This is a genomic window from Comamonas sp. wu1-DMT (genome assembly GCF_040187805.1).
Taxonomy (GTDB): Bacteria; Pseudomonadota; Gammaproteobacteria; order Burkholderiales; family Burkholderiaceae_C; genus Comamonas; species Comamonas thiooxydans.
The window spans coordinates 144456-164097 of record NZ_JBANEM010000012.1; the positions used below are offsets into that span (position 1 = coordinate 144456).

The 19642-nt window shown below is 62.1% G+C and carries 14 protein-coding genes, 1 tRNA gene and 2 pseudogenes; 7 read left to right on the forward strand and 10 right to left on the reverse strand.

Translation table 11 applies throughout. The annotated features are described in order from the left end of the window. The first annotated feature begins 118 nt into the window (after positions 1 to 118). The 3 genes from V8Z78_RS17895 to V8Z78_RS17905 are packed head-to-tail and all read left to right on the forward strand — an operon-like array spanning position 119 to position 3613. Entirely contained in the window at positions 119 to 943 is an 825-nt protein-coding gene (locus V8Z78_RS17895; protein WP_057093293.1) for an IclR family transcriptional regulator, read from the forward strand. Then, the gene (locus V8Z78_RS17900; RefSeq protein WP_349731851.1) at positions 936 to 1919 is read left to right on the forward strand and encodes an AAA family ATPase; all 984 of its coding nucleotides are present in this window, start codon (positions 936 to 938) and stop codon (positions 1917 to 1919) included. The genes V8Z78_RS17895 and V8Z78_RS17900 overlap by 8 nt, the downstream gene beginning before the upstream one ends. Beyond that, positions 1916 to 3613 (forward strand): cobaltochelatase CobT-related protein, encoded by a 1698-nt coding sequence (locus tag V8Z78_RS17905; RefSeq protein WP_349731852.1) that lies wholly within the window; start codon positions 1916 to 1918, stop codon positions 3611 to 3613. The genes V8Z78_RS17900 and V8Z78_RS17905 overlap by 4 nt, the downstream gene beginning before the upstream one ends. Positions 3614 to 3765: 152 nt before the next feature. Here V8Z78_RS17905 and V8Z78_RS17910 read toward each other — a convergent pair. The 4 genes and pseudogenes from V8Z78_RS17910 to V8Z78_RS17925 form a co-directional block, all read right to left on the reverse strand. Then, positions 3766 to 4648: pseudogene (locus tag V8Z78_RS17910) on the reverse strand (ABC transporter permease subunit). Continuing rightward, positions 4641 to 5429 (reverse strand): taurine ABC transporter ATP-binding protein, encoded by a 789-nt coding sequence (locus V8Z78_RS17915; RefSeq protein WP_003062702.1) that lies wholly within the window; start codon positions 5427 to 5429, stop codon positions 4641 to 4643. Before V8Z78_RS17915 ends, V8Z78_RS17910 begins: the two are co-directional and overlap by 8 nt. 66 nt (positions 5430 to 5495) lie before the next feature. Continuing rightward, positions 5496 to 6503: a taurine ABC transporter substrate-binding protein gene (gene tauA / locus V8Z78_RS17920; RefSeq protein WP_003062701.1), complete on the reverse strand. Its 1008-nt coding sequence runs from the start codon at positions 6501 to 6503 to the stop codon at positions 5496 to 5498. 564 nt (positions 6504 to 7067) lie between these two features. After that, a pseudogene (locus V8Z78_RS17925) lies at positions 7068 to 8490 on the reverse strand (NAD(P)/FAD-dependent oxidoreductase). A 754-nt stretch (positions 8491 to 9244) separates the two neighbouring features. Between V8Z78_RS17925 and V8Z78_RS17930 the strand changes: the two are divergent. Both V8Z78_RS17930 and V8Z78_RS17935 read left to right on the forward strand, forming a co-directional pair. Next, positions 9245 to 9643: a nuclear transport factor 2 family protein gene (locus V8Z78_RS17930; RefSeq protein ID WP_003062699.1), complete on the forward strand. Its 399-nt coding sequence runs from the start codon at positions 9245 to 9247 to the stop codon at positions 9641 to 9643. A gap of 189 nt (positions 9644 to 9832) precedes the next feature. Further along, a complete protein-coding gene (locus V8Z78_RS17935; RefSeq protein WP_349731853.1) occupies positions 9833 to 11269 on the forward strand; it encodes an amino acid permease in 1437 nt (478 codons plus the stop codon). Positions 11270 to 11324: 55 nt separating this feature from the next. Here the strand turns inward: V8Z78_RS17935 and pdxR are convergent, their stop codons facing one another. Continuing rightward, on the reverse strand, positions 11325 to 12848 hold the full coding sequence (pdxR, locus tag V8Z78_RS17940) for a MocR-like pyridoxine biosynthesis transcription factor PdxR (protein ID WP_039049719.1): 1524 nt from the start codon (positions 12846 to 12848) through the stop codon (positions 11325 to 11327). A 276-nt stretch (positions 12849 to 13124) separates the two neighbouring features. Here pdxR and V8Z78_RS17945 point away from each other — a divergent pair. Together V8Z78_RS17945 and greB are read left to right on the forward strand one after the other, a co-directional pair. Continuing rightward, positions 13125 to 13201, forward strand: a tRNA-Arg gene (locus tag V8Z78_RS17945). A gap of 101 nt (positions 13202 to 13302) precedes the next feature. Further along, positions 13303 to 13869, forward strand: coding sequence for a transcription elongation factor GreB (gene greB, locus V8Z78_RS17950; protein ID WP_349731854.1), 567 nt, complete (start codon positions 13303 to 13305; stop codon positions 13867 to 13869). 132 nt (positions 13870 to 14001) lie between these two features. On the opposite strand, the gene V8Z78_RS17955 is transcribed toward greB, so the two are convergent. From V8Z78_RS17955 to V8Z78_RS17975, 5 genes are all read right to left on the reverse strand, one after another. Then, entirely contained in the window at positions 14002 to 15336 is a 1335-nt protein-coding gene (locus V8Z78_RS17955) for a lytic murein transglycosylase (RefSeq protein ID WP_349731855.1), read from the reverse strand. Between the two features lie 120 nt (positions 15337 to 15456). Next, a complete protein-coding gene (locus V8Z78_RS17960; RefSeq protein ID WP_003062694.1) occupies positions 15457 to 17712 on the reverse strand; it encodes a RelA/SpoT family protein in 2256 nt (751 codons plus the stop codon). Positions 17713 to 17816: 104 nt separating this feature from the next. Continuing rightward, on the reverse strand, positions 17817 to 18020 hold the full coding sequence (gene rpoZ, locus V8Z78_RS17965; RefSeq protein ID WP_003052081.1) for a DNA-directed RNA polymerase subunit omega: 204 nt from the start codon (positions 18018 to 18020) through the stop codon (positions 17817 to 17819). An 18-nt stretch (positions 18021 to 18038) separates the two neighbouring features. Continuing rightward, positions 18039 to 18668: a guanylate kinase gene (gene gmk / locus V8Z78_RS17970; protein WP_003062692.1), complete on the reverse strand. Its 630-nt coding sequence runs from the start codon at positions 18666 to 18668 to the stop codon at positions 18039 to 18041. Between the two features lie 61 nt (positions 18669 to 18729). Then, a complete protein-coding gene (locus V8Z78_RS17975) occupies positions 18730 to 19623 on the reverse strand; it encodes a YicC/YloC family endoribonuclease (RefSeq protein WP_349731871.1) in 894 nt (297 codons plus the stop codon). Positions 19624 to 19642: the final 19 nt, after the last annotated feature.

Consider the following 19642-nt stretch of genomic DNA (forward strand, 5'->3'; position numbering starts at 1 on the left):
ATTTGAAACCTATGGTTCCGAAAAAAGAAATAACGATGTCAGTCTATGGCATTTTTTTGTTTTCGTGCAAATAAATTTCTTTTTATGGAATAAATTGACTCGAAAAATGGAAATTAATATGATCGACAACGATATGAAGCACAGCGAAGACACCCCCTCGGCTCGCCTGGACGGAGACACGCCCAATCTGCGTTTGTTCGCGCTGCTGGAGGCCGTGGCGCAGAAGAGCCAGCCCTTCACCTTGCAAACCATGGTGGAAGAGACAGGCTTGCCCAAGCCGACCATGCACCGCATGCTTGCGCAGCTGGAGGGCGCCGGAATCCTGCAAAGAGATGGCAACGGTCGCCACTACGGCACGGGCCAGCGGCTGATGCGGCTGGCGGAGAACGTGTTGCTCAACAACACCACGCATGGCGCGCGGCATGCGGTGCTGACCCAACTGGTGCGCGAGCTCGGCGAGAGCTGCAACATCACGGCTTTTTCAGGTAGCGAGGTGCTGTATCTGGACCGCGTGGAGACGCCGGCGCCGCTGCGCTTTTATCTGCATCCGGGCTCGCGCGTGCCCGCGCACTGTTCGGCCACGGGCAAGCTGTTCCTGAGCCAGATGTCGCCTGCTCAGCGCCGCCGGCTGCTGGCCAATGTGCCGCTGGAAGCGTTCACCGGCAATACGCTGACGACCTTCGAGGCGCTGGACCAGGAGCTCGATCAGGTGCGCGCCCAGGGCTATGCCTTCGACAACGAGGAATTTCTGCCCGGGCTGCTGTGCCTTGGCGTGCTGGTGCCGGCACCCCAGGGCCACTCCAATATGGGGCTTGCCGTGCAGGCTCCCATCATGCGTTTTTCCAAGGAGAAGGCCTTGTCCTTTCTTCCCAAGCTGCAGGCGGCCGTCGCGGCGATCGCCCGCATTAACGATGACGTTCCACCGGAAACCGATGATGACTGACCTGAGCCAGCTGCAGCCCACCCGCACCGTCAGCGTGCGCGATGTATTTGGCATCGACACGGACATGACCGTGCCGGCTTTTGCCGAGCCGGGCGAACATGTTCCCGCCATTGACAAGGCCTACCGGCTGAATCCGCAGGTGACGCAAGCCATTCTGGCTGGCTTCTCGCACAACCGGCGCGTCGTCATTCAGGGCCTGCACGGCACGGGCAAATCCACGCATATAGAGCAGGTGGCCGCCAGGTTGAACTGGCCCTGCGTGCGCGTGAATCTGGACGGTCATATCAGCCGCCTGGATCTGGTGGGAAAGGACAGCATCGTGCTGCAGGAAGGCAAGCAGGTGACCCAGTTTCAGGAGGGCATTCTGCCCTGGGCGCTGCAGCGGCCCGTGGCCATGGTGTTTGACGAGTACGACGCCGGACGCCCCGACGTGATGTTCGTCATCCAGCGGGTTCTGGAGCGTGAGGGCAGCTTTACCTTGCTCGATCAAAAGCGCGTGATCCAGCCGCATCCCTACTTTCGGTTGTTTGCCACCATGAACACCCTGGGACAGGGCAATCTCAACGGGCTCTATCACGGCACGCAGCAGCTCAACCATGCCCAGCTCGATCGCTGGAATCTGGTCACCAGCCTGAACTATCTGCCCCCGGCCGAGGAGGCTGCCATCGTGCTGGCGCGTGTGCCGGAGCTGGCCACAGCCGATGGGCGTCGCAAGGTGGATGCCATGGTGGCGCTGGCCGGGCTGACACGCAAGGGCTTTGCAGTGGGCGATCTGTCCTTGCTGATGTCTCCGCGCACGGTGATTACCTGGGCCGAGAACATCGCCATCTTCCATGACCTGAAGCAGGCCTTCGAGCTGTCATTCCTCAACAAATGCGAGCCTGCAGAGCACGCCATCGTGAGCGAATATTTCCAGCGCTGCTTTGCCCAGGAGCTGATGCAGCCCGCAGAACCAGCACTGGCGTTTCTGGCATGAGCGCCGGGACCTCCGGCCCTGCCTCGCTGTCTTGCATGGAGGCCTGGGGCGGCGCCATGCTGCGCGCCGTCACCGGCGACGTCAGCCTGCAATGGAGCGGTCAGACGCTGTACCGCGGCACCACACCCATACCCCAGGCGGCGGCCCATCATAGCCAGGTGCCGGCGCAGCAGACGGATCAGCGCGGCATGCTCGACAGCATGGGGCTGCGTCTGCATTGGAGCGACCAGGCACTGTTCCAGGCTCATCAGCCCCAGGACCCGGTGGAGCGCATGGTGTTCGAGCTGCTCGAGCAGTTGCGCGTGGAGAGCCTGGTACCCGAGGCCTGGCCCGGAGCGCGAGAGAACATGCGCCAGCGCTTTGTGAACTGGTGCCAGGCGTTCGTGGATTCAGGCCTCACGGAAAGCAGTTTGGGCATCTTGCTGTTTACGGTGGCCATCACGGCCTGGAGCCGACTGACAGGGCATGAGATACCGGAACGCATGGCCGATCTGGTGGAGTCCACGCGGATGTCCATGGCTTCCCCGCTGGGCCGGCACTGGGATCGGCTGCGGCGCTTCAGAGACCGGCAGCAGCAGTTTGTCGAGCCTGCCCTGGCCGTCAGCCGCTGGGTCGGCATGGCGGTGCGTGCGGCGCAGGAGGATGTGCCACGCGGTGCCGGCAGCGCCAGGCGGCGCAGCAGTTTTGCCCTGCCTCTGCACTTTGAATCCCAGAGTCAGGACGGCATGCCCGTGGCGCAAAGCGGCGACAGCCGGGCCTGGGCCGGCACCGCGCAAAGCTACCGGGTGTTCACGCGCGAGTTCGATAGGGAGGTGCAGGCCGCTGAGCTGATCCGTGCGCTGCAACTGGCCCAGTTCCGGGAGCAGATGGACGAGGAGCTGGCGCGCTCGGGATTGCTGCAGGCCGGGCGGCTGGCGCGCTATCTGCAGCAGCGCCTGGCCAGCACGCAGCGCAATGGTTGGAACTTCGGCCTGGAGGAAGGCCATCTGGACGGCAGCCGCCTTTCCCAGCTGGTGACGGACCCGCAGCAGCGTGCGATCTTCAAGGACGAAATGCAGCGCCCCGTCAACGAGACCGCAGTCACCATTCTCATGGACTGTTCGGGCTCCATGAAGACCTTTGCCAAGCCCCTGTCGCTGTTGCTCGACGTGCTGGGGCGGGCGCTGGAGATGGCTGGAGCGAGCGTGGAGATACTGGGTTTTTCCACGCAGGCCTGGAATGGCGGCAGAACGCGCCGCCGCTGGCAGCGCGCCGGCCAGCCGCAGTTTCCGGGGCGTCTGAACGAGCGCCTGCACATTGTCTTCAAGGACGGGGCCAAGCCCTGGCGCCACGCCCGGCATGGCATTGCGGCGCTGCGCAAGCCCGACATCTTTCGTGAAGGCATCGATGGCGAGGCCGTGGAATGGGCGTGCCAGAGGCTGCGTGCAAAGACCGCGCAGCGCCGCATCCTGCTCGTGGTCTCCGATGGCTGTCCCATGGACACGGCGACCCATCAGGCCAATGACGAGCATTATCTGGATCAGCATCTGCGGCAGGTTCTTGCCGCCCAGGAACGCACGGGAGGCGTGAAGGTCTGCGCCCTGGGCCTAGGACTGGACCTGGGGGTCTTCTACCGTCAAAGGCTTGCCGTCGATCTGCAGCACGATATCGACGAGACCTTGCTGTTTTCGGTGGCCGAGATGCTGTGCCGATGATGACCGGGGTGGCGCGTGCGACAGGTATCGCACAAGGCCGAGCAAGCTCAGGCGACAAGCCGAAAAACCGGAAAACAGAAAAGCGGGAAGGCGCAATGCCTGCCCGCTTTCTGCTTGCCGGAGCCATCCCCGCCGGGGGGGGGCGGCAGCACTTACATGCGTCCCTTCCAGGGAACCAGGCGCTTTTCGACCCAGCGCATGAACAGGTCGAACACATAGGCGATCACACCGATGACGATGATGCCCATGATCACGATGTCCGTGCGCAGGAAGTTCGAGGCGTTGAGCACCATCTGACCCAGACCCACGTTCGCCGCCACCATTTCGGCGGCAACCAGAGTCGTCCAGCCAAAGCCGATGGCAATGCGCATGCCCACCAGAATGTCGGGCAGGGCCGCCGGCAAGATCACATGGCGGATCACCTGGAAGTAGCTCGCTCCCATCGAATAGGCGGCGTTGATCTGCTCCTGTGCTGCGCTGCGCATGCCCGAGCGGGCCGCCAGAGCCAGGGGGGCAAAGCAGCTCAGGAAGATCAGCAGAATCTTCGGCGTTTCATCGATGCCGAACCAGATGATGATCAGCGGCAGATAGGCCAGCGGCGGCAGGGGACGGTAGAACTCGATGGGGGGGGTCGAAGATGCCGCGTGCAAAGCGTGACATTCCCATCGCAATGCCCAGCGGAACGGCAATCATGAAGGCCAGCCAGAACGCCACGGTCACGCGCAGCAGACTTGCCGAGAAATGCTGCCACAGCGGTTTGTCGTTGGCCTGCCCGGTCAGGTATTCATAGAACTGCTGGAACACAGCTTGCGGGCTGGGCAGGAACAAGGGCTTGATCCAGCCGAGATTGGTGGCGGCAAACCACAGTGTCAGCAGCAAGGCCACGGTGACGATGCTGATGCCGAGGCTGGAGCCTTCGCCGGGGGTCTTGAAGCGACTGGTCTTCACCGGTCCCGACGCCTGCGGGGCAGTGGTCTTGGGCTGCACGCGCGCTGTCGTGGCGGGCAGATGGTTGATTTGGACTGCTTCAGACATTGGCAGGCTCCCGGTGGTGAATCAGACTTAGAACTTCCTCGCGCATCCTGATGAAGTCGGGGCGCGACTTGACGGCACGCGCATCGCCGGTGCGCAGAAACTCATGGCAGAACGGCATATCGTCGTAGACATGGGAGATGCGGCCCGGGCTGGGGCTCATGACGATCAGCCGGCTGGCGAGAAACAGCGCCTCTTCCACCGAATGGGTGATGAAGAACACCATCTTGTGGGTGGCATGCCAGACACGCAGCAGGATTTCCTGAACCTGCTCGCGCGTGAAGGCGTCCAGGGCGCCCATGGGTTCATCCATCAGCAGCAGGGCTGGATCGTTGGCCAGCGCACGGGCAATGCCGACACGTTGCTGCATGCCGCCAGACAGTTCATAGACGGCACGCCTGGCGTAGTTCTGCAAGCCCACGAGGCCCAGTTTCTCTTCGGCGATTTGCGTGCGCTGCTTCAGATCCATGCCGCGCATGCGCAGTCCCAGTGCGACGTTGTCGATCACATTGAGCCATGGCATCAGCGCATGCTTTTGAAACACCACCCCTTGGTTGGCTCCGGGGCCCTGAATGGGTTTTCCGTCCAGCAGGATCTGGCCGCTGGAAGGCGCCAGAAAGCCTGCCATGCAATTGAGCAGCGTGGTCTTGCCGCAGCCCGATGCCCCCAGAGCGACCACGAAGTCGCCTTCATGCATGGTCAGGTTGACGGGTGCCAGGGCTTGCAAGTGTCCGCCCTTGACCTCGTAATTGACGGTCAGGTCGCGTATATCCAGAGTCGGCATGACATTGCCCTCCTATGTGAAACAAAGCTGGGAGCCACGATGGGGTTGGCCGTCGTGGGCGGGCAGTCAGCGGCCGAGAGCCTGCTTGACATAGCTGCTGGTCACGTACGCGGCGTAGTCGGGCCTGACCTCCTGGATTCGTCCCTGCGACTTCAGAAACGTTGCGGTATTGGTCATTGCCTTGGCCGCACCGCCTTCCAGCCACTGCACGCCGAGCTGCTCTTCAGCACTGGGGAAGCGGTAAAGCGCCATGGCTGCGGGCACGTCCTTGGGGTCGGCCTTGCTCCATTTGGCAATCGCCTTGATCTCGGGCGAATCGGGAGTCCACCTGGCCAGGTTGTCGCGCACCTGGGCGCTGGCCCGATTCAGGGCCTTGATGAAAGCCACCATGAACTGGGGATTTTCCTGGGCGAACTTGCTGCTCACGGCAATGCCCTCGAAGGTGGGATAGCCCATCTGCGCAATGGAGCCGGAGGTGGCAATCACCTTGCCCTTTTGCTTGACCTTGGCCAGTACCGGATCCCAGACAAAGGTGGCATCGATATCGCCGCGTTCCCATGCCGCGGCAATCTCTGGCGGGCGCATGTTCATGATGTTGACCTTGCGCGCGTCGACGCCTTCCTTGCCCAGGGCAGCGACCAGCTGGTAATGCGCGGTGGAGACGAACGGCACGCCTATGCGCTTGCCTTCCATGCTCTTGAAATTGCTGATGCCGCCGCCATCGCGTGCCACCAGGGCTTCGGCACCGGCGATATCCGCGGAGATCCAGAGCAGCTTGATGTCCTGCCCCTGGCTGGCGGCAGCGGTCAGCGGGCTGGATCCCACCTCTCCCATCTGCACGTCGCCCGAGGCCATCGCCCGTATCACGTCGCCGCCGCCCGAGAACATGCGCCAGTTGATCTTGTAGCCCGTCTCCTTTTCCACCTCGCCCGACTCCATGACCAGGCGCAGAGGCACCAGCATGTCCTGGTTGGCGAAGGTCACGGTTTTCTGCTGCGCCAGCGCGAAGCCGGTCATGGCCAGTGCTGCTGTTGCGGCACCCGCTTTCAGCATCCATCGTTTTTGCATTTTCATTGCCAATTTCTCCATGGTTAGAGCGATATCGGTTGAAGACTTAGACCAGAGAACCCTTGCTGGGCTCACTCTTGCTGACTTGCTTTCCCATTCCCGCTTCTGGCTGAACCGGTAGAAAGCCGCATCGCGAGGCTCAAAGAGCTTTCTGAGCGGATCGTAGTGAGCAACCTTGCGCAGCCAGTAGGGCCAGTTGCTGTGAATCGTTAGGTCCAGTCGCGCACGGCCTGGGATGGGGCGCGCAGCATGGGTCGGCATGCACCGCGACCGTGCATTGCAAAGCCTTGCATGGCGCGGCTTGCGCGGTATATCTCGGTCCTGGTGAAGGGCGTTTTTGCGGCATCTGCATGGGCTTAGGTGGTTTCACTGATCGCAGACAGATGAGGGAGGATTGGGCTGTCCGAGAGGCATGAATGCTTGCGCAATATGCGTGCCAGAGAGGCGGTTTTTCCTGTGGCCGGGGCTCCGGGGTGTGCACCGCACCGCATCCGTAGATAGCATGAAAAAAGCACCTTCCTGGCGGAAGGTGCTCTTCGTTGCGTGAAGCCCGAACGGCTGCTGGCAGGGTCAGTTCTTCTCGTCGTTCATGTGATACCAGTGGTAGAGAAAGCGCTGCCCCATGCGGCGAAATGGTGCAAATGCCTCCGAGCGCACCATATTGAACACATTCGGATATTCGAGCGATGAGTTGTAGATTGGCAACTCGAAGGCCTTGAGGTTCTGGCCTGCGATGCGCTGGGCCATGCGCCGGCCTGCATGCGCAGAGAACGACACGCCGTTGCCACCATAGCCGACCGCATAGAAGACGCTTTCCCTTGGATCGGGCTGGGTGATGCGCGGCATCATGTCGTGGCTCACATCGACCCAGCCCCACCAGGAGTAGTCCACCTGGATTCCCTTGAGGGCCGGGAACTTGTGGTGCAGGCCCTCGACCAGCTTGGCCATATGGACCGGATTGGGCGCATCGGCGCCGGTGACGGCGCTGCGGCTGCCGATCTGCACGCGGTTGTCGGGCAGCTTGCGGTAGTAAAAGCGCAGCGTGCGCGTGTCGGTGATGACTTGCGTGGTCTTGAAATTGGTGGCGGCCAGCTCTTCTTCCGTCAAGGGTCTGGTGACCAGCGAGTTCGAGAGAATCGGCATGATCTTGGAGCGCAGGCTGGGGTGCAGGCCGTTGCTGGTATAGCCGCCGGTGGCAAAGCCGACGGCGCGTGCCTTGACCGTGCCTCCCGGTGTCTGGAGGTAATGCACGCCGTTGCGTGTCTCCATGCCCAGCACGGGACTGGCGGGATGCACCTTCACTCCCAGCTCGCGGGCCTTGCGCAGATAGCCGAATGCCAGCTTGAGCGGATGCACGCCAATGCCGTCGGGCTCATGCATCGCGCCACGGCAGTCGGCGTCATCGACATAGTCGCGGCGCACAGCATCGACGCTGAGTATGCGGGCGTCGTAGCCGAAGACTTCGCGCATGACGCGGGTCTCGTTGCGCAGAAAATCCATTTTTCTGTCGCGGTGGGCAATATACAAATGCCCTCCCGGTTGCGGCTCGCATTCTGGAAACTCCGCAACCAGTTTCTTGAACGTGTCGAATCCTTCGCGGATCTCCGCATCCAGCTTCAGGGCTGTGTCCTTGCCCCAGCGCTCTATCCACTGCGAGCGATAGAGGCGGCCGCTGGCATTCTGGCCCTGGCCGCCGTTGCGGCTGGTGCAGCCCCAGGCGCTCTGGTTGGCCTCGAGAACCACGGCGCGAATGCCGTGTTCGCGGGCCAGAAACAGCGCAGTGGACAGGCCCGTGAAGCCCGAGCCCACGATGACCACATCGGCTTCCATGTCGCCGCAGACCGGACCATCGTCCTCGGGGGGGGCGGCCTGCCGTTCCTACCCAGTAGGTCGGAGCGTAGCCGGCGCCATGTCCGGGGTTTCTTGCCACCAGGGGGTCGTACTGCGGGTCGTATGGATTCAGATGGCTGGGGCGGATGTCCTCGGCTTTCATGGCGGTCGTCTCCTGGTGTGGCTGCGTTTGAAGCGGCGCTCTATTGCTATGGAATTGATGGACGCAAAGTCAATGCAGATGCACTGCTTGCGATGTCCAGAGCAGCATAGCCAGCCCCTTGTGCAGCTGGTTAGGGCCACGGCACAGGTTTTGATGGAGCCAGCGCGCAAGCCTGGCCATCCGAATCTCGGGATTGCCGCAGACGGGCGGCAGCGAGTCTCCTGCAAACCGGGCGCCCCACCGAGTCGCGCTCGCCGGGCGGGGCTGCGCGCCGGCCTGCTTCAGATCGGCATGACACAGGCTGTGTCAGCCGCAACCTCAGGGGGATGCATTGGAGTCCACCGCCCCCTGTGCAGACAGCGGGCGTGGCCGTGAACTGCCCCTGCGCCTGTGGCAGCGATGACCGCATTGAGCGTGTTGATGTTCTCCTATCGTTTTCACCTAAATGAAGCGGCAGAAGAGGCATTTGCCGGCGGGCTTCGGTCTGCATCCGCAAGAGCTGGGGCAGAGCGTCGCGCTCAGAGGAGAAGCGGACTTTCTCAAGGCATCTTTCGGTGCGCGCCGCCGTCATCTCGCGAGGGATCACTGTCTTGCGCGGCAAGGCCTTGGACTTAACGATAGCCGGCAACTGGCCCTACGAAATGGAGCCAGTGCTACCTACCATGAGTCATCGGAATTTCAGGCATTTTTCGATAGAAAGGGGGCGCTTTTGCAATGGTCGCCCCCCATGACATGACAGCAATCTGGAGAGCATATGAGCAAGCAAGAATCCCAACCCGATGTCCAGTTTCTGGCGCGTTTCTCCGACGCGTGGAATCGCCATGACATTGACGCATTGATGGACTTCATGGCCGACGAGTGCGAGTTTCATGCCGTTGCCGGCCCTGATCTGATGGGACGCAGCTTCGTGGGTCGTGAAGCCGTGCGTGAGGGCTTTCAGCTGGCCTGGCAGGCATTCCCCGATGCGGCCTGGGTGGATGGAGAGCATTTTGTGCAAGGCACGCGCGGTGTTTCGGAAAGCACCTTCAAGGGGACCAAGGCCGACGGCCTGCGTGTAGAGGCACGCATGGTCGATGTGTTCACCTTCCGCGACGGCAAGATCGCCGTCAAGAACGCCTACCGCAAGGATCGTCCTCCAGTGGCGCTTTCCTGACACACGGCGGGCCTGCGTGCGCACCTTCTTGCCTTACGGTGGGAGGCGTTGCACGCAGGGCTCCTCACGACAATTTTCAAGCAGATAACTGAACGACCACGGCAGCGGCCTGCACGAGCGGCAAGGCACGACCCGATACATAAAGCCGTGGCGACCGGTATTCCCATGCCGGCAAGACAGGAGACAAAAATGATTGGAAATCCGCATTCGTCGCCGGACGGGCTGTCGCACAGCCTCAAACAGCGGCACATGACCATGATTGCCCTGGGCGGCGTCATCGGAGCCGGGCTGTTCGTCGGCAGCGGCGTGGTCATCAAGTCGGCCGGGCCGGCAGCCGTCATCTCTTTTCTGATCACCGGCCTGCTGGTGGTGCTGGTGATGCGCATGCTGGGCGAGATGGCCTGCTCCATGACAGGCGGCTCGTTTTACGAGTACGCCCGCGAAGCCTGGCGCGACCGGCCCGCCGTGGGGCAGCTGGCGGGGTTTCTGACGGGCTGGATGTACTGGTATTTCTGGGTCATCGTCGTGGCCATCGAAGCGGTGGCGGGGGCCGAGCTGGTGCGCTACTGGCTGCCCGACGTGCCGGCCTGGAGCATCAGCCTGGTCCTGCTGATCATGATGACGCTGACCAATCTGGTCTCGGTCAAATCCTTTGGCGAGTGCGAGTTCTGGCTGGCATCCGTGAAGGTGGCCGCCATCGTGGTGTTTCTGTTCATTGCCGGTGTCTATGTGCTGGGCCTGACACCGGGAGGCAGCGGAATGCATGTCGCCAACCTGAGCCAGAACGGCGGCTTCATGCCCAACGGCATTGTTCCGGTGCTCACGGGCGCCGTGGCCGCAACCGGCTTCTATTTCGGCGCTGAGATCGTGACGATTGCGGCCGCCGAAACCGCCGAGCCCCAGAAGGCCGTGGCCAAGGCCACGAATTCGGTCATCCTGCGCGTGCTGGTGTTCTATGTGGGATCGGTGCTGCTGGTGGCCTGCCTGGTGCCATGGAACTCCATCGGTATGTCCACGCCCTATGTCAGTGCTCTCGATGCCATGGGCGTGCCGGCCGCTGCCCAGATCATGAATGCCGTGGTGCTGACCGCCGTGCTGTCGGCGCTCAACTCCGGGCTTTATGCCTCTTCGCGCATGCTGTTTGCGCTGACGCGACGCGGCGATGCGCCCAAGGTGCTGGCCCAGGTCAGCCGCAACGGCGTGCCCGTGTACGCGATTCTGGTGGCCACCTTGTTCGGCTACGGTGCCATCGTCATGTCCTATCTGTCTCCCGACAAGGTGTTCGCCTTTCTCGTGAACTCCTATGGCACCGTGGCAATCTTCGTCTACATCCTGATTGCGATTTCCCAGTTGCGCCTGCGCTATCGATTGGAGAACGAGGCTCCGCATCTGCTCAAGGTGCGCATGTGGTGCTTTCCTTATCTGACCTGGCTGGCGATTGCGGGCATGCTGTCCATCGTGGTGGCCATGGGCTTCATTCCCGAACAGCGCACTCCGCTGGCTCTGGGTGTGGCCAGCCTGTGCATCTTGCTGATTGCCTATCGCGTGCGCATGGCGTTGCGGCGCGGAATCAGTCCCGAGGGGCTGCTCGACGAGCTGGCTCCGCCCAAGCTGCGCAAGAATTGATGAGAACGACAAAAAAGCCCCGGACCCTGAGTCCGGGGCTTTTTGTTTTGCGCCTCTACATGCAGTGCATGGCTTCTGCCAGGGCCTTGATGCCCTGGGCGATTTGTCCCGCGGGAATGGACTGATAGCCCAGGCGTATGAAGTTGCCCGTGTTGCGAGGGGAGGTGAAGAACACATCGCCGGGCTCGATCAGCACTCCATGCTCGGCGGCCTGGCGTGCCAGTGCCTGTGCGGGCACATGGTCGGGCAATTGCACCCAGCACGAGCCGCCGCCGCGTACCGGCGTGATGCGGCATTGGGGCAGGTAGCGAGCCATGGCTGCCGTCAGCTCGGCATGACGCTCTTTCTGGGCCTGGCCGAGGCGGCGCAGCTGGGCCTCGTAGTGGCCCAGCGAGATGAACATGGCCAATGTGCGCTGGATGAAGGTGGAAGGATGGCGGATCATCAGACGGCGCAGCGCGCGCAGCTCCTTGATCAGTTCGGGCGGTGCCACGATATAGCCCACGCGAAGGCCGGGTGCCAGGCTCTTGGAGAGGCTGCCGATATAGATCACGCGGTTGTTGCGGTCCAGGCTTTTGAGTGCCGGGATGGGTTGTTCGTCGAAGCTGCTTTCGCTTTCGTAGTCGTCCTCGATGATGATGAGATCGTGCTTTTGTGCGGCCTCCAGCAAGGCTTCGCGCCGCTCCAGCGGCATGGTGACGCCCGTGGGGCACTGATGGCTGGGCGTGACGTAGAGGTACTCGAGCTTGCGCATGGCATTGACGATAGGCAGTCCATCGCCATCCACGCCAATGGGGATGACCTGCGAGGTGCGGCTGCTGAAGATATTGCGCGCATCGGGGTAGCAGGGGTTTTCGATGCCGATGGAGGTGCCCTCGCGCATCAGCAAATCGGCCACCATGTACAGCGCATGCTGGGCGCCGACCGTGATGATGATTTCGTCGGGTGACGCCCAGACGCCGCGGCGCGGCAGGATCTTGGTCTGCACCTGCTGGATGAGGCTGTCGTCGTCGCGGGTGATGTGATCGGGCGCCCACATGCGGATGTCCACCACGCCCAGGGACTTGAGGCAGCATTCGCGCCAGGCGGCCGTGGGAAACAGCTCCTTGTCGAACTGGCCGTAGAGAAACGGATAAGGGAACCGCTGCCAGTCGTCTTCCTTCACGATGCTGCGCTGCAGGCTGGGGCGCAGCCACAGGCGGCGCGACCAGTCCGTGTGCGCCTCGGCGTCCGTGCTCCTGCCGCTGCCCGGCGTGCGCTCGGCCGTGCGGCCCTGCAGCACATCGGGGTGTATGAAATGGCCTTTTCTCTCGCGGCTCAGCAAGAAGGCCTCTTCGGTCAGCTGCTGGTAGGCCATGACCACGGTGATGCGACCCACGCCCAGCAGCTTGGCCAGTTCCCGGCTTGAGGGGATAGCGTCGCCGGGCGCGAGAATGCCGCTGAGGATGGCATCGACCAGCATTTCGCGAATCTGACCCTGAAGGCTCAGAGAGGGCCTGGCGCTGCGGCGAAACAGCTGCTCCCACATGGCCACGGATGGAGGAATCGAAGGCGAGGCCTGTTGTCTGTCTGTCGTCATTGATGGTTCTGAATGCACTGCCGCAGCGTGCGGCGGCCTGGAGCGACCGGCTGCCCTGACGCGCGGGGGCTGGCTCTTTGGGGTCCATGAACGCGGCATTGCAGAGGCCGCCAGCAGCTTGCTGGCGGACCGGTTTCAACGCTCAAGATTAGCGCATATGCATGTGCTTGGAATCAGGCTTTTCATGTGGTCGCAAGCCTGAAGCAGCGCGCGGGATCCGAAATTCCTGGAGACCTTTTCTGCAGGCTCCAAAAACTGTATATAATTTGAGGCTTAGCGGCTGTAGCTCAGCTGGATAGAGTACTTGGCTACGAACCAAGGGGTCGTGGGTTCGATTCCTGCCAGCCGCACCAAACGACAAGCCTCAGAACTGCAAGGTTCTGAGGCTTTTTCGTTTCCGGGCTTTGACGAGCCATGCTCTGATCAGGCCCGGATCTGTGTGAAGATCGGCTTCATGAGCAAGGCTTTCACCAAAGAATCGGACGGCGACGACGATGATGACGTCGGCGCTTTGCCGCCATTGCCCGCCGGCGGCAAGAACTACATCACGCCCCAGGGCTACCAGCGCATCAAGGACGAGCTGCTGGATCTGATCGACAACGAGCGCCCCAAGATCGTGGAGATCGTGCACTGGGCGGCCAGCAACGGCGACCGCTCGGAGAATGGCGACTATCTCTACGGCAAAAAGCGTCTGCGCGAGATCGACCGCCGCATCCGCTTTCTCACCAAGAGACTGGAGATTGCCGAGGTGGTCGACCCTGCGGTGCATGCGGGCAGCGACCAGGTCTTCTTTGGCGCCACGGTCAGCTATGTCGATGACGAGGGCGTGGAGCGCACCATCACCATCATGGGCATTGACGAGGCGGACAGCACGCAGAACCAGGTCAGCTGGATTGCCCCGGTTTCGCGTGCGCTGCTCAAGGCGCGCGTGGGCGACGAGGTGGCCTTGCCCACACCGGCCGGTGTGCGCATGCTGGAGATTCTGGACGTCAGCTATCCGCAGCCCACAACTCGATCCTGATTTCAGGGGCAACAAAAAAGCGCGGCTTCCACATCGGAAGCCGCGCTTTTATTTTGTGAGCTTCACTCGCTTGATGTTCAATGATTTCAGATGGTTTTAGTATTGAAATCATTGATTAACAAGCGCTAAAAGCTATTGTTTTTGAGATGGGTTGCCAGCCTGCAGGCGTTGCAGCAGCTCCAGCGTGGGGTAGCCGTCTGCCACCAGGCCCTCGCTTTGCTGGTATTGGCGCAGCCCGGCCCGGGTGGCCGGACCCATCACTCCGTCGGCCGCTCCGGTGGCAAAGCCGCGCTGGCTGAGTGCGGTCTGCAGCGCCCGTGTCTGCTCACGTGTGAGTGCGCCGAGATCGCGCGGCCATTCGGCGCTGACACCGCCATTGCCTGTCAGTTGCGATGCGAGCAGGCTCACGGCCAGTGCATAGTTGGTGGAGTTGTTGTAGCGCAGGATGGCGCGGAAGTTGCTGCCCACCATGAAGGCCGGACCACGGGCACCGGCCGGTGCAATGATGCTGGCTCTGGCCATCGCAGGCAAGGCCTGAGCGTTCATGCTTTGCACGCCTTCTGCAGCCCAGGCACTGCTGTTCTGGCGCGTGGAAAGCTCGGTGCGCGCGTAATCGAAATTGGCTGGCAGGCGCACTTCCACACCCCAGGGCTCGCCGGGGTTCCAGCCCGAGCTTGCAAGATAGTTGGCCGTGGAAGCGGCCACATCGGCCATGGAGCCCCAGATGTCGCGGCGGCCGTCTCCATCGGCATCGACTGCATACTGCAGGAAGACCGAGGGCAGAAACTGGGTGTTGCCCATGGCACCGGCCCACGAGCTGATCATATGGGCGGCGTCGATATCGCCGTTGTCGATGATGCGCAGCGCGGCAATGAGCTCCTTCTGCGCCCATTCGGCACGGCGGCCGTCGAAGGCCAGAGTGGCCAGTGCATCCACGGCCGAGAAGCTGCCGAAGTTGCTGCCGTAATTGCTCTCCATGCCCCAGATGGCTGCAATCACGGGCGCCGGCACGCCATATCGCTGGCTGGCCGCTTGCAGACTGGCTGCGTATTCCTGCATCTTGAGCTTGCCGGTCCTGATGCGTTGTGCGGAGACGGCGCTATCCAGATACTGCCAGGGCGTGCGCGTGAACTCGGGCTGGGAGCGGTCGAGCTTGACGATGCTGGGCTGGAGTCTGGCACCGGCCAATGCGCTGCGCAGCGTGCGCTCCGAAATGCCTGCTGCGCGTGCGCGTGGGGCAAATTCCTGCTTCCAGTGTGCGAAGTTGCTGGCCTGTATGGGACTTTCCATCGCTGCTTCGTCAGTGCCTTGCTCTGCTTTGGCAGGCGGTGCCGGTTCGGACACCGCCGCTGCTGGGGGCTCGGACCGGGTGGCGCAGCCTGCGAGCAGGGCTGCTGCGATGGCGGTGATCAGCAGCGGCTGACGGACATTCAGAAGCGAAGGTGCGGTTTGGAGCATGAATGCCATTGTCGCTTGCTGCCGTGGCCTGGGGACTGTTGCATGGCGGGATAGCGCCCGCAGAATGCAACAAAATCTTTCGCCCATGAAAAAGGCCGCCCGAGGCGGCCTTGTGGAGCATGTGGGAGGTCAGGCCATGACGCGGCTGGCACGAATGACCGAGTGCAGGCGGCGCAGATTGCGCAGCGCATTCTCCAGCTGAACGCTGTTCTGCACGGAGATGACAAAGCGCAGGTCGGTGGTGCCGATCGCGGCTTCATCGGTCATCTCGACGCGCACGATATCGGCTTCGGCATTCGATAGCTCGGCCGCCACACGGGCCAGCACGCCCTTGTTGTTTTGCACCGTGACCACGATGCCTGCCTCGAACAGGCGTGTGATGTCGTCGGACCAGTCCACGGTGATGAAACGGTCGGCATCCTTTTCACGCAGCTTGATGGCATTGTTGCAATGGGCGTGGTGCACGACCAGGCCCTGACCGCCCAGGTAACCCAGAATCGGGTCGCCAGGCACGGGGCGGCAGCAGTGCGAGTAATAGACCGAACTGCTCTCGTCGCCGTTGAGCGTGACCGCACCCTGGAAGGGGCGGTTGTGCGTATTGAAGCGCTCCTGCGTGATGAGCAGGGCATCCGGGCGCACCCCCTGCTTGGTCATGAAGGCGGTCATGCGCGCCGCCACCAGCGAGGCGATGCGGCGGCCCATGCCGATATCGACCATGAGGTCTGCGGGCGTGCGGTTGCCCGTGATGCGCAAGATTTCGTCCCAGACGTTCTTGTTGGCATCGTCCTGCGCCGGTACGCTGTCAATGCCTTCGGCACGCAGAGCCTGGGCCAGCAGCGTTTCTCCAAGCTGACCGGCTTCGGTCTGGGCCGCATTCTTGAGGTAGGAGCGAATCTTGGAGCGCGCGCGTCCGGTTTTTACAAAACTCAGCCAGGCCGGGTTGGGCGTGGAGGTTTCGGAGGTGATGATCTGCACCACATCGCCGCTCTTGAGTTCGGTGCGCAGCGGCACTTCCTCGTCATTGATCTTGGCCGCCGTGGTGCGATGCCCGATCTTGCTGTGGATGGCGTAGGCAAAGTCCACCACCGTGGCACCGCGCGGCATGGCCATGATCTCGCTCTTGGGCGTGAACACGTACACGGCATCGGGGAAGAGATCGACCTTGACGTGATCCCAGAACTCCGCCGCGTCGCGGGTCTCGTTCTGGATGTCGAGCAGGGATTGCAGCCACTGGGTGGACAGATGCTCGGAGTCATGACCTTGCTGCGCCTTGTACAACCAGTGGGCCGCGACGCCGGCCTCGGCCACGATGTTCATCTCTTCCGTTCGAATCTGGAATTCGATGCTGACGCTGGAGGGACCGACCAGCGTGGTGTGCAGCGACTGGTAGCCATTGCTCTTGGCGATGGCGATGTAGTCCTTGAAGCGGCCCGGCATGGGCTTGTACTTCTGGTGCAGCACGCCCAGGGCGGTGTAGCAGTCCAGCGTCTTGGGGACGATGATGCGAAAGCCGTAGATGTCGGTGACCTTGGCAAAGCTCAGCTGGTTCTTCTGCATGCGCTGGTACAGCGAATACAGCGTGCTCTCGCGGCCCAGCAGGCGCACCGACAGGCTGTGCGTGGCAAAAGCGGTGCTGACTTCATCCTGCACGCGATGGACCAGGTCACGGCGGCGTGTACGCGAGCGACCGATGGCTTTTTCCAGCGTGGCATAGCGCCAGGGGTGCAGATGCTTGAACGACAGGTCCTGCAGCTCGCGATAGGTCTGGTTCAGACCCAGCCGGTGGGCGATGGGGGCGTAGATCTCCAGCGTTTCGGACGAGATGCGGCCCCACTTGCTGCGCGGCATGTCGCTCATGGTGCGCATATTGTGGGTGCGGTCGGCCAGCTTGATCAGGATGACGCGCACATCGCGCGCCATGGCCAGCAGCATCTTGCGAAAGGACTCGGCCTGGTTTTCCTCGCGGGTATTGAACTGCAGCTTGTCCAGCTTGGTCAGCCCGTCCACCAGTTCGGCCACATCCTCGCCAAAGCGTTCCTTCAGATCCAGCTTGGTGATGCCGCAATCCTCCATGGAGTCATGCAGCAGGGCCGCCATCAGGGCGGGGGCATCGAGCTTCCAGTTGGCGCAGATTCCCGTGACCGCGATGGGGTGGGTGATATAGGGGTCTCCACTGCTGCGCCACTGATCGGTATGTGCTTGATCTGCGTAGATATACGCTTGGCGCACGCGCTCGGCGCTGTCGGCATCCAGATAGCCGAGATGCTCCATCAAGCCCTCAAAAGCAGCAGCCGACACACGTGCAGCCTGATCAGCGGGCATGCGCTGAGGCTTGGCCGGTGCCGTAGAGGAAGGAGCAATCGTCGAGTTCTGGGCCGCTGTCATATTCCTTAAATGTAGCCTGCAAGTATGGAGTGCAAGCTGCTAGGCACAAAAAAGCACCGACGAGCGGTGCTTAATTGTCTATTTTGGTGCTGCGATGCAACAGCTCAACCCGGCACCTTCTTCAGCATTTCCAGGCCTACCTTGCCGTCTGCGATTTCACGCAGGGCTGTGACGCTGGCCTTATTCTTGGTTTCAATCTTGGGGGTATGGCCTTGATTGAGCATGCGGGCGCGATAAGTCGCGGCCAAAACGAGCTGGAAGCGGTTGGGGATCTGCTCCAGGCTATCTTCAACAGTAATGCGTGCCATCAGGAACTCCGGGAACGGTCAGTTGGATTCAGGGATATTGAGCGACTCGAAGGTGTCGGCGCGAAGGCGCCGCTGGGCCGCATATTTGAGGCGTTGCGCGTGAATGATCGCCTTGAGATCAAAGAGCGCACTCTCAAACAGTTCGTTGATTATAACGAAGTCGAATTTTGCGACCTGCGCCATTTCCTCTTCGGCGTTCTTCAGGCGCAACTCGATGACTTCGGGAGCGTCCTCGCCACGGTTTTCCAGGCGGGCCCGCAACTCGTCCCAGCTGGGCGGCAGGATGAAGATCAGCACGGCATTGGGAAATGCCCGTTTGACCTGCAATGCGCCCTGGTAGTCGATTTCGAGGAGCACATCGGTGCCGCTCTGGATGCGCTCTTCCAGAGACCTCTTGGCCGTGCCGTAGCGGCGGCTGTGCACATTGGCCCATTCCACAAAGCCGTTGTTGGCGACCATGGCGTCGAATTCGGCGTCCGAGACGAAGTAATACTCACGGCCATGTTTTTCCTGGCCGCGCGGCGCGCGCGTGGTGTGAGAGACGGAGGGGTAGACGCGTGCATCGAATTCACGCAGGGCGCGTACCAGAGAGGATTTGCCGGCACCGCTGGGTGCCGACACGACAAATAGATTTCCGGGATGGTCCATGACTTTGGGCATGACTTTGGGCATGAATCGAGCGTACGGGGTAGGTACGCCCAGGGCTTGCTTACTCGATGTTCTGCACTTGTTCGCGCATTTGCTCGATCAGCACCTTCATGTCGACGCTGATGCGGGTCAGCTCCAGCGTGGCTGATTTGGAGCCGAGGGTGTTGGCTTCACGGTGCAATTCCTGGATCAGGAAGTCCAGACGCTTGCCGATGTCGCCACCCTTTTTGAGCAGACGCTCGATTTCGTCGAGGTGAGAGCCCAGGCGCGTGACTTCTTCAGCCACGTCGATGCGGATGGCAAAGGCCGTGGCTTCGGCCAGGGCGCGGTCCTGGGCGGCTTCGGGTGCAACCGAGCCTTCGCCGAGGGCCATGGCCTCCTTCCAGCGCTCCAGGAACTTCTGGCGCTGCTGCTCCACCAACTGCGGCACCAGCGGCGTGGCGGTCTTGGCCAGTTCGCGCAGTTGCTTGATGCGGTCGAGCAGCATGTTGGCCAGGCGCTCGCCCTCACGGGCGCGAGCTGCGAGCAGCTCGGTGACGGCCTGTTCGGCCAGGGCCGGAGCGATTTCGCTCCAGTCCGTGGTGGCGGTGGCGGTGCCGCTGCACAGGCGCAGCACATCGGCCACGGAAAGGTCGCGTGCCTTGGGCAGCCAGGCCTGAACCGAGTCCTGCAGGGTCACCAGGCGTTGCAGCTGGGTGGCTGAGGGAATGGGCAGGGATTGGTTGCTGGAGACGTCGATGGCGGCTCGTACTTCCACCTTGCCGCGCTTGAGGCGCGCGGTGAGCAAGGTGCGCAGGGCCGGTTCAAGGGCGCGCAGTTCGTCGGGAAGGCGGAAGGACAAATCCAGAAAGCGGCTATTGACCGCGCGGATCTCAAGGCCCAGACGGCTGTTGGACTGGGACTCTTGACCACCCTCAACGGATGCGCTGTGCTGGGCACTGGCGTATCCGGTCATGCTGTAAACTGGCATTGGA